15 protein-coding genes are annotated in these 12,944 nt (G+C 60.5%); 14 read left to right on the forward strand and 1 reads right to left on the reverse strand.

Features of this window, described 5'->3' with window-relative positions; all coding sequences use genetic code 11:
* Positions 1-52 precede the first annotated feature (52 nt).
* On the reverse strand, positions 53-799 hold the full coding sequence (gene phnF / locus J1W56_RS08540; RefSeq protein WP_223612870.1) for a phosphonate metabolism transcriptional regulator PhnF: 747 nt from the start codon (positions 797-799) through the stop codon (positions 53-55).
* A gap of 84 nt (positions 800-883) precedes the next feature.
* Here phnF and phnG point away from each other — a divergent pair, with 84 nt between their 5' ends.
* The 14 genes from phnG (at position 884) to phnN (ending at position 12,924) form a co-directional block, all read left to right on the forward strand.
* Complete coding sequence (gene phnG, locus J1W56_RS08545) at positions 884-1,372, forward strand: phosphonate C-P lyase system protein PhnG (protein ID WP_223612871.1); 489 nt, start codon at positions 884-886, stop codon at positions 1,370-1,372.
* A complete protein-coding gene (gene phnH / locus J1W56_RS08550; protein WP_223612872.1) occupies positions 1,372-1,983 on the forward strand; it encodes a phosphonate C-P lyase system protein PhnH in 612 nt (203 codons plus the stop codon). The genes phnG and phnH overlap by 1 nt, the downstream gene beginning before the upstream one ends.
* A 3-nt stretch (positions 1,984-1,986) precedes the next feature.
* Complete coding sequence (locus J1W56_RS08555) at positions 1,987-3,093, forward strand: carbon-phosphorus lyase complex subunit PhnI (RefSeq protein WP_223612873.1); 1,107 nt, start codon at positions 1,987-1,989, stop codon at positions 3,091-3,093.
* Positions 3,090-3,971, forward strand: a complete 882-nt coding sequence (locus J1W56_RS08560) for an alpha-D-ribose 1-methylphosphonate 5-phosphate C-P-lyase PhnJ (RefSeq protein ID WP_182549213.1) — start codon at positions 3,090-3,092, stop codon at positions 3,969-3,971. Before J1W56_RS08555 ends, J1W56_RS08560 begins: the two co-directional genes overlap by 4 nt.
* Positions 3,972-3,973: 2 nt before the next feature.
* Positions 3,974-4,750 (forward strand): phosphonate C-P lyase system protein PhnK, encoded by a 777-nt coding sequence (gene phnK, locus J1W56_RS08565; protein ID WP_223612874.1) that lies wholly within the window; start codon positions 3,974-3,976, stop codon positions 4,748-4,750.
* A 4-nt stretch (positions 4,751-4,754) separates the two neighbouring features.
* Complete coding sequence (phnL, locus tag J1W56_RS08570; protein WP_223612875.1) at positions 4,755-5,462, forward strand: phosphonate C-P lyase system protein PhnL; 708 nt, start codon at positions 4,755-4,757, stop codon at positions 5,460-5,462.
* On the forward strand, positions 5,459-6,073 hold the full coding sequence (locus tag J1W56_RS08575; RefSeq protein ID WP_223612876.1) for a DapH/DapD/GlmU-related protein: 615 nt from the start codon (positions 5,459-5,461) through the stop codon (positions 6,071-6,073). The genes phnL and J1W56_RS08575 overlap by 4 nt, the downstream gene beginning before the upstream one ends.
* 98 nt (positions 6,074-6,171) lie before the next feature.
* Complete coding sequence (phnC, locus tag J1W56_RS08580) at positions 6,172-7,005, forward strand: phosphonate ABC transporter ATP-binding protein (protein ID WP_223612877.1); 834 nt, start codon at positions 6,172-6,174, stop codon at positions 7,003-7,005.
* A gap of 85 nt (positions 7,006-7,090) precedes the next feature.
* Positions 7,091-8,002, forward strand: a complete 912-nt coding sequence (phnD, locus tag J1W56_RS08585) for a phosphonate ABC transporter substrate-binding protein (RefSeq protein ID WP_223613473.1) — start codon at positions 7,091-7,093, stop codon at positions 8,000-8,002.
* A gap of 77 nt (positions 8,003-8,079) precedes the next feature.
* Positions 8,080-9,039, forward strand: a complete 960-nt coding sequence (phnE, locus tag J1W56_RS08590; RefSeq protein ID WP_223612878.1) for a phosphonate ABC transporter, permease protein PhnE — start codon at positions 8,080-8,082, stop codon at positions 9,037-9,039.
* Between the two features lie 9 nt (positions 9,040-9,048).
* A complete protein-coding gene (gene phnE, locus J1W56_RS08595; protein ID WP_223612879.1) occupies positions 9,049-10,383 on the forward strand; it encodes a phosphonate ABC transporter, permease protein PhnE in 1,335 nt (444 codons plus the stop codon).
* A gap of 65 nt (positions 10,384-10,448) precedes the next feature.
* Positions 10,449-11,156 carry a DUF1045 domain-containing protein gene (locus J1W56_RS08600; protein ID WP_223612880.1) on the forward strand — a complete coding sequence of 236 codons (708 nt, stop codon included), beginning with the start codon at positions 10,449-10,451 and terminating at the stop codon, positions 11,154-11,156.
* Between the two features lie 2 nt (positions 11,157-11,158).
* The gene (locus J1W56_RS08605) at positions 11,159-12,298 is read left to right on the forward strand and encodes an alpha-D-ribose 1-methylphosphonate 5-triphosphate diphosphatase (protein WP_223612881.1); all 1,140 of its coding nucleotides are present in this window, start codon (positions 11,159-11,161) and stop codon (positions 12,296-12,298) included.
* Positions 12,295-12,924, forward strand: a complete 630-nt coding sequence (phnN, locus tag J1W56_RS08610; RefSeq protein ID WP_223613474.1) for a phosphonate metabolism protein/1,5-bisphosphokinase (PRPP-forming) PhnN — start codon at positions 12,295-12,297, stop codon at positions 12,922-12,924. The genes J1W56_RS08605 and phnN overlap by 4 nt, the downstream gene beginning before the upstream one ends.
* Positions 12,925-12,944 lie beyond the last annotated feature (20 nt).

A 12,944-nucleotide genomic window follows, 5' to 3' on the forward strand; every position in this document is an offset into this window, starting at 1 on the left:
TGAATTGACGCTTGGCATTCCCACCACGCGCGATGCAATCGACTGCCAATAACTAGACCATCGACTTGCCGTCGATTGCGATCTCCATGCGGTCGGCGGCAAAGCGGCTTCTGGCATATTCAATGGGATGACCGTCCATATCGACATTGATCGCCGTCGAGACCAGAACGATGGCGCCCGGCGACAGGCGCAGGTGCCGCAAATCCTCCGCATCCGCATGGCGCGCGGCGATGATGGTCGATTTGCGCAGGTAGTCGTCAATGCCGGCCGCCTTCAGGGCGGCGGTGATGGAACCTGACACCCGGTAATCCTCGACCACGTTGGGCACCCGCGCCGCATCGAACCATGCGGTGGCGCAGGAAACGGGATTGCCGTCCGCCGTGTGCATGGAATCGATCCTGATCACCTGGCCGCCCGCCATGCCGAGGGCTGCGGCGACTTCTCCCGCCGCGTCCTCGATGCGGTGACCCAGCAATATGCCTCTGGTCTCGCGCACCTGCGTCGCCAGGATTTCGGAAAACCGCGTCCGTTCGCCGATACGGTAGGTCAGCTTCTTGCTGTTGGCGACGAAGGTGCCGCGGCCCTGTTCGGCGCGCAGCACGCCTTCCTTGGTCAGGGCGGCAATGGCGCTGCGGATGGTGTGGCGGTTGACCGCGAAGCGTTCGGCCAGGGTGACCTCCGGCGGCAGCCTGGCGCCGCTCGGCATTTTCCCCGCCGTGATGTCGCCGCGGATCTGGTCGGCAATCTGCCGCCAGATGGCAACGCCGCTGTTGCGGGTGATGAATCGTGCGGATTTCACGTTTTGTCATGCTCCTGTCATTGACGGGATTTATAGGTGTGTTTATTGTCTAGTTGTATAGATAAATAGACAAATCTGAGCGAGATGTCAATGATCAAAGAAGATACACAGTCCACGGAAACCGGCAGCGCGCCGGATCTGCAGCGCAAGGCCGCCATGGCCCTGCTGGCGCAGGCGACCGCGCCTGAAATAGCGGCCCTGTGGGCCGGATGGAGCGACAAGCCCGAGATAGAGACCCTGCGCGGCCCGGAAACCGGCCTCGTCATGCTGCGCGGCCGTATCGGAGGCGGCGGCGCGCCGTTCAACCTGGGCGAGGCGACCGTGACGCGCGCAACGGTGCGGCTTGGCAATGGTGCCGTCGGCCATGCCTACGCACTCGGCCGCCACCGCGAGAAGGTGCGGCTTGCCGCCGTGTTCGATGCGCTGTGGCAGCAGCCGGAGTGCCGCGATGCGGTGGAGCGCGCGGTGCTTGCGCCGATTGCCGATCGTCTCGAACGCGACCGCACGTCGAAGCGCGCCGAGACGGCAGCCACGAAGGTCGACTTTTTCACAATGGTACGGGGTGACGACTGATGCGTTCCGACACACAAATCTTCGAGGGCGGTTTCAGCGACAGCGTGCTGAACGCGCAAACCGTCTTCCGCGCGCTGATGGATGCGATGGCCAATCCCGGCAGGATCGTCGAAGTGAGCGATCTCGCTGCGCCGCCTGCGCCGCTGACGTCTCTGGCCGCGTCGATTGCCGCAACCCTGTTCGATCACGACGCAACCGTGTGGTGCGACCGGGCGATCTCGGGTTCGGCGGCATGCACGGGATGGCTGAAATTCCATACGGGTCTCGAACTGACCGGCGAACCGGCGGATGCGGATTTTGCCCTGATCAGCGATGTGGCAACGATGCCCTCGCTTGAATCCTTCTGTCGCGGCACGTCGGAATACCCTGATCGTTCGACGACGCTGATCCTGCAGATTGATGGTTTTGACGGCGCGGACACGCTCGTTCTCGAAGGGCCGGGGATCAAGGATTCCATGGCGTTTTCCCCCAGTCATCTGCCGAGAATGTTCGTTGATCAATGGGTCGCCAATCGCGCTGCCTTTCCGCGCGGTGTCGACCTGATCTTTGCCGGCAAAGGTGTGCTTGCCGCGCTGCCCCGCACCACGCGTATCAAGAAGACGGAGGCCTGAACCATGTATGTTGCAGTCAAGGGCGGTGAAGCCGCCATCCGCAATGCGCACAAGCTTCTGGCCGACCGGCGCCGCGGCGACCGGGATGTGGCACCCATCCAGCTCGATCAGATCGTCGAGCAGATGTCGCTGGCCGTCGACCGGGTCATGGCCGAGGGTTCGCTCTACGATCCTGAACTTGCGGCTCTCGCCATCAAGCAGGCACGCGGCGATCTGATCGAGGCGATTTTTCTCGTGCGTGCCTACCGGACGACATTGCCCCGTTTCGGCTACACCAAGGCGCTGGAAACGGCACAGATGCAGATCGAACGGCGGATTTCGGCCACGTTCAAGGATCTTCCCGGCGGGCAGTTGCTGGGTCCGACATTCGATTACACCCACCGTCTTCTCGATCCCGAGCTGGCGGAAGACGCACCGATTGAAGCACCCGATCAGCGCGAAGAGCCGGAGGTTTTCACACCCCGGGTAACCGACATTCTCGGTCACGACGGCATGATAGAAGAGGACGGCGAATTGCCGGAAGGCGCTGTTGCCGGGGATTTGACCCGCGAACCGCTGACCTTCCCCCTGGAGCGCGATTTGCGCCTGCAGGCACTGGCACGCGGCGATGAAGGTTTTCTGCTCGGGCTCGCCTATTCGACGCAGCGCGGTTATGCCCGCAGCCATCCCTTTGTCGGTGAAATCCGCATCGGCGAGGTCGAGGTTGAACTTGAGGTGGCAGAGCTGGATTTTCCGCTGACGCTCGGAACCATCCGGGTCACCGAATGCCAGATGGTCAACCAGTTCAAGGGATCGGCAAAGCAGCCGCCGCAGTTCACCCGCGGCTATGGCCTGGTGTTTGGCCAGAGCGAACGCAAAGCCATGTCGATGTCGCTGTGCGACCGTGCCCTGCGGGCAAGGGAGCTGGGCGAAGATATTACCGCCACCGCGCAGGACGAGGAATTCGTCATTTCCCATAGCGACAATGTGCAGTCGACGGGCTTCGTCGAGCACCTGAAATTGCCGCACTACGTGGATTTCCAGGCCGAACTCGATCTGATCCGGCGCATGCGCGCCGAGCACGAGCGCAACCGGCTGGACGGCGCCGAAACCAAAGAGGCAGCAGAATGACCGATCTAGCGACCTATAATTTCGCCTATCTGGATGAACAGACCAAGCGGATGATCCGCCGTGCCATCCTGAAAGCCATTGCCATTCCGGGATATCAGGTGCCGTTCGCCTCGCGCGAAATGCCGATGCCCTATGGCTGGGGCACCGGCGGCGTGCAGGTGACCGCCGCCGTTCTTGGACCCGATGATACGTTGAAGGTGATCGACCAGGGCGCCGATGACACGACCAATGCCGTGTCGATCCGGGCCTTTTTCCAGAAAGTCGCCAATGTCCGGGTGACGACGAAAACAGCGGATGCGACGATCATCCAGACGCGCCACCGCATTCCCGAAGCACAGCTGCAGGCCGGGCAAATTCTCGTCTATCAGGTGCCGATCCCCGAGCCGTTGCGGTTTCTGGAGCCGCGCGAGACCGAAACGCGCAAGATGCATGCGCTGGAAGAATACGGCCTGATGCACGTCAAACTCTATGAGGACATTGCCCGCCACGGCCATATCGCCACCACCTATGCCTATCCGGTGAAGGTCGAGGGGCGTTATGTGATGGATCCGTCGCCGACGCCGAAGTTCGACAATCCGAAGATGCATATGTCTCCGGCGCTCCAACTTTTCGGGGCAGGGCGCGAAAAGCGCATCTATGCGGTTCCGCCCTATACGGAAGTGGTCAGTCTCGATTTCGAGGATCATCCCTTTGAAATCCAGACATTCTCCCAGCCATGCGCCCTGTGCGGAGCAAAGGGCAGCTATCTGGACGAGGTCATTTTGGATGACAAGGGCGGCAGCATGTTTGTCTGTTCGGATACGGATTTTTGTGAAGACCGGCAGGCCAAGGGGCATCGCGGTGCGCTGGCGGCGGATACTGCGGAGGCAGCAGAATGAATATGAGCGATACACCCCTTTTGAAGGTCAAGGACCTCTCCAAATTCTATGGCAGCCGCATCGGCTGCCAGAATGTCTCGTTCGAGCTGTGGCCGGGCGAAGTGCTGGCGATCGTCGGTGAATCCGGCTCGGGCAAGACCACTTTGCTCAACTGCCTGGCGACACGTCTTGCCCCGTCGGCTGGCTCGGTGGAATACCGCATGCGCGATGGTCAGTTCCGCGATCTCTACCGGTTGAACGAAGCGGAACGCCGCTTCCTCATGCGCACGGACTGGGGTTTCGTGCACCAGAATCCGGCCGATGGCTTGCGCATGACAGTCTCCGCCGGTGCCAATGTCGGCGAACGGCTGATGGCCATCGGCGACCGGCATTATGGCAATATCCGCGCGACGGCCACTGACTGGCTGGGCCGGGTGGAAATCGCCTCCGACCGTATCGACGACCAGCCGCGCGCCTTTTCCGGCGGCATGCGCCAGCGCCTGCAGATCGCGCGTAATCTCGTCACCAATCCCCGGCTTGTCTTCATGGATGAGCCGACCGGCGGTCTCGACGTATCCGTGCAGGCCCGTCTGCTCGATCTGTTGCGTGGGCTGGTCAGCGATCTCGGATTGGCAGCTATTGTCGTCACCCACGATCTGGCGGTTGCCCGACTGCTTTCACACCGGATGATGGTGATGAAGGATGGCCACATCGTTGAAACCGGTCTGACCGACCGGGTGCTTGACGATCCGCAGGCGCCGTATACCCAGCTTCTCGTTTCCTCCATCCTGCAGGTCTAGCATCATGCCAACACCTCTCGTTGTTTCCGATGTCGCCAAAAGCTTCACCATGCATCTGCGCGACGGTATCCGCCTGCCCGTGGTGGCGAATGTCTCGTTTTCCATCAAGGCGGGTGAATGCGCCGTGCTCGGCGGTCCGTCCGGGGCGGGCAAAAGCTCGATCCTCAAAATGGTCTATGGCAATTATGCCGTCGACCAAGGCCAGATCATCGTGCCCTATGGCGACCGGCTGGTCGATCTTGCCAGTGCTGATCCGCGCACGGTTCTCGGCGTCCGCCGCGACATGATCGGCTATGTCAGCCAGTTCCTGCGCACCGTGCCGCGTGTGTCGGCGCTCGATGTCGTTGCCGAACCGCTGGTGGCGCGCGGCATCGACCGCACCGAAGCGCGCGACAAGGCCGCAGCCCTGCTTGCCGGGCTCAATCTGCCCGAACGGCTCTGGTCATTGCCGCCTGCCACCTTCTCCGGCGGTGAACAGCAGCGCGTGAACATTGCGCGCGGTTTCATCACCGATCACCCGATCCTGCTTCTGGATGAGCCGACGGCTTCGCTCGACGCCAAAAACCGCGAAGTGGTCGTTTCGATGATCCGCAGCAAAAAGGAGGCGGGGATCGCCATGCTCGGCATTTTCCACGACGAGGATGTGCGCGAGGCCGTGGCGGACCGCATCATCGATGTGACTGCATTTGCCGTGCAGGGCGAGGCAGCATGACCCGGCTTTCCCCAACACCGCTCATTCACGCGACCGCGCATGTCGAGGACAGCGAACTCGGCCGTTACACGGAGATTTCCGAGCGCTGCCGCATCAGCGAAACCAAACTCGACGATTATTCCTACATCATGCAGGACGGTGCGGTCTGGTGCGCCACAATCGGCAAGTTCGCCAATATTGCTGCAAGCGTGCGCATCAACGCGACCAACCATCCGACGTGGCGGCCAACGCTGCATCACTTCACCTATCGTGCCGGTGACTACTGGGACGATGCGGGTCCGGAAGAGTCGTTTTTCGAATGGCGCCGCACCAATCAGGTGCGTATCGGCCATGACGTCTGGATCGGCCATGGCGCGACCGTTTTGCCCGGTGTTACCGTCGGCGATGGCGCCGTGATCGGGGCCGGGGCAGTGGTCTCACGCGATGTTGATCCCTATACGATTGTCGGCGGTGTTCCCGCCCGCAAAATCCGCGACCGTTTCGACAAAAAGACGGCGGAACGCCTGCAAACACTGGCGTGGTGGGACTGGGATCACGCCCGCCTGCGTGGTGCTCTGGATGATTTTCGCACCCTCGATATCGAGGCATTTCTCGAAAAACATTCAGGCTGACTTCTGCTATCCCCAGTTGTCACGCAAGTGCAATAAAAGTGCCATCGCACCTTCACACTAGGGCTTTAGGACAGGGCAATACCAACAAGGATTGGCCTATGCTGAAGATTGAAAACGTGACGCGTCGCTTTGGCAGCAATATTGCCATCGACAATGTCAATGTTGAAATCCCGCAGGGGCAGATGGTCGGGGTTATCGGTCGCTCGGGTGCAGGCAAGTCGACGCTGCTGCGCATGATCAACCGCCTGATCGACCCGTCCGAAGGGTCGATCATCTTCGACGGCAAGGATGTGGCCAAGCTCAACGGCTCGGCGCTGCGAACCTGGCAACGCGATTGCGCGATGATCTTTCAGCAGTTCAACCTTGTTCCCCGCCTCGATGTCCTGACCAATGTCCTTCTTGGGCGCCTGAACCACCGATCCACCATCAAAAGCCTTCTCGGCATTTTCTCACGCGAAGAACGTGCCATGGCAATCGCCGCCCTTGAGCGGCTCGATATCGCCAAAACCGCCCTGCAGCGGGCCGGAACACTCTCCGGCGGACAGCAGCAGCGGGTCGCCATCGCCCGGGCGCTCATGCAGAACCCCAAAGTCATTCTCGCCGACGAACCCATTGCCTCCCTCGATCCGCGCAATGCGCAGGTGGTGATGGAGTCTCTTCGCGACATCAATGAGAAAGAGGGTCTCACCGTTATCACCAACCTGCATACGCTCGATACGGCGCGGCATTTCTGCGAGCGCATCATCGGCATGCAGGGCGGCAAGGTGGTTTTCGACGGAACACCTGACGATCTGACCGAGGCTGCCGCCCGCCGTATCTATGGTGCTGATGGCCTGAAGGATGCGTTCTCGGAAGCCATCACATCGACAAGCATTGCGCGTCATGCGCCGACACCAATCCCCGAATTGGAGGCCATTTTGGCCGCGCGTTGAGCGCTAAACGGATCGGCTTGCCCACGTAACGGGCTCAAGTCCACATAAAAAAACCTTGGAAGCTTTGACAGGAGAGATAGTCATGTTGCTTAAGAAAGCCCTTATGGGTGCGATTGCAATCAGCGCCGTGTTTGCAGGCTCGATGGCTCGTGCCGAAAACCTTGAGACCTTTCGCGTCGGTATCATCGGCGGCGAAAACGAAGCAGACCGCCTGCGCAATTACCAGTGCATCGTCGACAAGCTGCCAAAGGTTCTCGGCGTCAAGGACGTCAAACTGTTCCCGGCGACGGATTATGATGGCGTCATCCAGGGCCTGCTCGGCGGCACCCTCGACTATGCGGAACTGGGCGCTTCTGGCTTTGCCAAGATTTACCTGACCAATCCGAAGGCTGTCGAGCCGATCCTGACCACCGTCCAGACCGACGGCGCGACCGGTTACTATTCGATCATGGTTGCCCGCAAGGACAGCGGCATCAAGACGCTGGCCGACATGAAGGGCAAGAAGCTCGGCTTTGCCGATCCTGACTCCACATCCGGTTACCTGATCCCCGTTACCTCGCTGCCGAAAGACATCAAGACTTCGGTCAAGGAATACTTCTCTGAAACCGGTTTCGGTGGCGGTCATGAAAACCTCGTTCTCGCCGTCAAGGATGGCAAGTTCGATGCCGGCACGACATTCGGTTCCGGCGTCGGCAAGTTCGACGAAGGCTATACGTCAGGCAATCTGCGCAAGATGGTCGACAAGGGCCTGATCGACATGAAGGATTTCGTCGAACTCTGGAAGTCGCCGTTGATCCCGAACGGCCCGATCGTTATCCGCACCTCGCTGGATGCCGACCTGAAGAACAAGTTCAAGGCATTCATGCTCGATCTGCCGAAGAGCGATCCTGCCTGCTTCGCAGCCACCATGGGCGGCGATTTCAAGAGCTACACTGAGGTCAACACTCAGTTCTATCAGCCCATCATCGACGCCCGCAAAGCGCAGATCGGCGGATAAGCCAGTCACGCATCGTCACGGCCAGTTCTGCGGATCTGGCCGTGATTTTGTTTGCGGCACCTTGAAGGATGTTTGCAATGAGCAGAACCGCTTCCCCTGAGTTGTCGTCCGACGGCATCCAGATCGAACGGCACTGGCAGGAGCTTGCCGGACGCCGCCGTGCCTATAGCTGGATCATCGCCATAGGACTGCTGGTCACCATTGCCGGGTCCCTGTGGTTTGCCAATGAATCCAATGCGGGCAAGTTCTTCGACCGTTTGCCGCATCTCTTCGATTTTGCCGGTGATCTGGTTCCGCGCGACGGATGGGAAGTCTGGCGCGCCATGTTCGACCTGCCGTCGCCCTATTTCGACGGGAGCCTGAAATACGACTATCCGGAAGGGCGGGTCTATCTCTTCGGCGGGTTCTACATGCCCGAATATTTCTACAAGATGCTGGAAACGCTCAATATCGCGATTCTGGCGACGCTTGCCGGGTTCATCTTCGGCTTCATGATCTGCTTTCTCGCGGCCAAGAATCTCGTGAAGAACCGGTTCATCCGGTTTGCCGCGCGCCGTTACATGGAAATCCTGCGTGCCTTTCCGGAAATCGTCATTGCCGGTTTCTTTGCGGCCATCCTGTCGCTGGGGCCCATCCCCGCCATGTTTGCCGTCGGCATCCACACGATCGGCGCTCTCGGCAAGCTGTTCTTCGAAGTGGTCGAGAATGCCGATATGAAGGCGGATGAGGGGCTGCGCGCCGTCGGCGCCAACTGGTTCGAACGCGTCGGCTTCGGCATCGTGCCGCAGGTCATGCCGAATTTCATGTCCTATGCCCTCCTGCGGCTTGAGATCAATGTGCGCGCCTCGACCATCATCGGCGCCGTTGGCGGCGGCGGTATCGGCGAGGAGCTGCGCCTGTCGATCGGGCGCGGGCATCAGGCCAAGACGCTGGCCATCATCCTGCTCCTGTTCGTCACGATCATTGCCGTGGATCAGTTTTCCGCATGGCTGCGCCGCCGCCTCGTTGGCGAGCAGGCCTTCACCGTCGGTGGTTAGGATAATATTATGAGCGCTATCACAGCCGACACCATTGCCGATTTCGAGACCCGGTATCCCGCCGTCTTCAATCCGCCGTTCTGGCGCCGTTTCATGCCTGTGCTGATTGCAGCGGGCATCGTGGCCTATGTGTTCTATTGCTGGTGGTTCTTTTCCATCGGCACCGTGCTTGCCGGCGGCCAGTGGCAGCGTGCCGAACTCTATGCCCGCGATTGGGTGTCCTATGCCATCAAGACCACGGTTCGGCCGGGGCCGACGGGCGCGACAGTCAGCTATCCCCGGTTTTCCGAGCTGGGCGACAATCCGAATCCGAGCTGGGTCGTCAGGGATGGCAACAATGTCGCCATCCTGTTCGGTTCGGACAAGAAGCTCGATATCAACGATCAGCGCGTCATCGTCACGCGGGGCGGCGAGAATCTGACCGTTCTGCTCGCGACGGATGGTGCCAAGCCGCAGGGGCCGCTGCCAAGCTGGGCAACCCTGAAAGAGGATCAGGTGACGGTGAGTTTCGGCTTTGCCGGGCAGGCGGATATCATTCCGCAGCGGGTCGTGGTGAGCCGCCGGTTCCTCGGCTGGGCGAATTTCGTCTTCGATACGAGTTCGCCGTTCTGGGGGAAACCCTTTGGCGAGGTGGCCTCGCTGATCGTCAGCGGCGAGCGCATCAAGCCCGAGATGTCGAATGCATCGCTTGCCTTCGACAATATCTGGTTCAACTCATCATGGCAGCACGGCGATGTCTGGACAAAGCTGCTGCAGACCATCGTCATGGCCTTCATGGGCACGCTGATGGCATCGCTGCTGTCATTTCCGCTGGCCTTCGTCGCCGCGCGCAACATCACGCCGAACTTTTTCGCCAACCAGATCACCAAGCGCTTCTTCGACTTCCTGCGCTCGGTGGATATGCTGATCTGGGCGCTGTTCTTCACCCGCGCCTTTGGCCCGGGACCGCTCGCCGGTATTTCGGCGATTTTCTTCACCGACACCGGCACGCTGGGCAAGGTCTATTCGGAAACGCTTGAAAACATCGACGACAAACAGCGCGAGGGCGTCAAATCCGTCGGCGCGTCTCCGGCCAATGTGCAGCGCTATGGTGTCCTGCCGCAGGTTCTGCCGGTTTTTGCCAGTCAGGCGCTGTATTTCTGGGAATCCAACACGCGCTCGGCCACCATCATCGGTGCCATGGGGGCGGGCGGTATCGGCCTGAAATTGTGGGAAGCGATGCGCACCAACACGAACTGGCACAATGTTGCCTATATGGTCGTCCTCATCCTTGTTGTGATATTCATTTTTGACGGCATTTCGAATGCGCTGCGATCCCGTTTGACCGGGAAGACACAACATTAAATCTCGACGTTCAAAGGCTTGTCATAATCGGAGCGTAACGCGAGACTGTTCCAGAGGAATCATCCATGCGCTATGCAATCTACTTCACGCCGCCATCGGCCGACCCGCTATTGAAAGTGGCGGCGAACTGGCTTGGCCGCAACGCTTTTACCGGTCAACCGGTGAAGCCGCCGCAGATTCGCGATCTGGCGCGTGAGGATTTTGCACAGTTGACGGAGCCGGCGCGCCGCTATGGTTTTCACGCAACGCTGAAGGCGCCGTTCCATCTGGCTGACGGGATCGAAGAACGCGAGCTTCTCTCGGCCCTCATGCATTTTGCCTCCTCCATCGAGCCGGTTGAAATTCCCAAGCTGGCGATCGCCAATCTTGACGGGTTTTTCGCCCTCGTGCCGGAGGAACCGGTGGACAGGCTGAACCAGCTGGCCAATGACGTGACGGTAGCCTTCGACCGTTTCCGCGCGCCGCCGAGCGAAGCGGAGATCAAGCGGCGCAACCCGGAAAAACTGTCGCCGGCCCAGCGCCGCAATCTGGAACAATGGGGCTATCCCTATGTTTTTGAGGATTTCCGCTTCCATATGACCCTGACAGGTCCGGTTCCCGAGCGTGACCGGCCCAAAATCGAACGTATTTTGAGTGAATTCCTGGAGCCAGTCCTCGAAGAGCCAGTCGAAATCAACAACCTCGCTTTGTTTACGGAAGCCGAGCCGGGCTTCCCCTTTGAAATTCACTCGCTGCATCCGCTGGCCGGAACCAACCGTAGAAAGACTGCCTGATCATGTCCGCCGAATTGATCCTGAACAATGCGCAAATCGTTCTCGAAGATGACGTCATCAAGGGATCTGTCCTGATCCGTGACGGCAAGATTGCCGATATTTCAACCGGGACAGCATCGGGCGGCGAGGATTTTGACGGCGACTATCTCATTCCGGGGCTTGTCGAACTGCACACGGACCATCTGGAAGGCCATTATGCGCCGCGTCCGCGTGTGCGCTGGAACCCGATTGCAGCCGTGCTTGCGCACGATGCGCAGATTGCCTCATCCGGTATCACCACGGTTCTCGATGCGCTGCGCATCGGCCTTGACCGCGATGCGGACATGTCCGCCGGCGAAATCCGCAAGCTGGCCGACGCCATCGAAGACAGCGTGCAGCAGGATCGCCTGCGTGCCGATCACTATTTCCATCTGCGCTGCGAAGTGTCGGTCGCCGACTGCCTCGACGGGTTCCATTATTTCGACAATGACAGCCGCGTGCGGCTGGCCTCGCTGATGGATCATGCGCCGGGCCAGCGTCAGTTCGTCGACCTGGAAACCTATGCCTATTACTACCAGCGCAAGCTGAAGCTGTCCGACCTCGAATTCAACGTGTTCTGCGAACAGCGCATGGAGGAATCGGCGCGCCATTCCGCACCACACCGGAAAGCCATTTCGGATCTGTGCCGCGAGCGCGGCATCGTGCTTGCCAGCCATGACGACGCGACGACAGCCCATGTGGATGAAGCGGTGGAGCAGGGCATCCACGTGGCGGAATTCCCGACGACACTGGAAGCGGCGGCTGCCTCGAAGCAGGCGGGCCTTGCCGTGCTGATGGGCGCGCCGAACGTCGTTCGCGGCGGTTCGCATTCCGGCAATGTTTCGGCGCGTGAGCTGGTCGAACATGGTCATCTCGACATCCTGTCCTCCGACTATATTCCGTTCAGCCTGATCCAGTCGACATTCTTCCTGAGCGACGTGGTCGAGGGGATTACCCTGCCGGATGCGGTGCGGCTTGTGACCAAGAACCCGGCCGAGGCGGTCGGTTTCGACGACCGCGGTGTCATCGAAGTCGGCAAGCGCGCCGATCTGGTGCGGGTCCGGGTTGACGAGCACATTCCGATCGTCCGCACGGTGTGGCGCGAAGGCCGCCGGGTGGTCTGATGGCAGCGGCAACGATCGAACGCGCACTCAATCCGGCATCGGCGCCGTTGCGCAACGGCGTGTTTGTCGCCGTTGTCGGCCCGAGCGGGGCGGGCAAGGACACGATCATGGATTTTGCCCGCGATGCATTGCGCGGCCAGCCGGATTTCCATTTCGTGCGCCGGGTGGTGACGCGGCCGTCAACGGTCGATGCGGAAGACCATGACAGCCTGGGTGAGGAGGAGTTTCTGGCCGCGCAGCGGGCAGGGGCATTCTGCCATTGCTGGGAAGCCCACGGCCTGCGCTACGGCTTGCCCGTCTCGGTGGACCAGCAGGTGGAACAGGGCGCGGTAGCCATTGCCAATGTGTCGCGCGGTGTCCTGCCGGCCTTGCGCCAGTCCTATGCCAATTTCATTGTCGTGCATATCACTGCTTCGCCCGAGGTTCTGGCGCAGCGTCTGGCCGCGCGCGGCCGCGAGGATGCCGAGGAAATCAAGCGCCGCCTGATGCGGGCTGCGCCAAACCCGTGCGATCCCTCCGATGCCGTGATGATCGACAATTCGGGCGAGGTTGCGGTCGCGGGCCGTGCTTTTGTCGCTGTTCTCAGGAAATCGTCGGCATTTGCCGCCGTTTCCGAGCAGATATGAACTGGACTTATCCGGATATG

The sequence above is a fragment of the Phyllobacterium calauticae genome, assembly GCF_019991125.1.
In the GTDB taxonomy this organism is placed as follows: Bacteria; Pseudomonadota; Alphaproteobacteria; order Rhizobiales; family Rhizobiaceae; genus Phyllobacterium; species Phyllobacterium calauticae.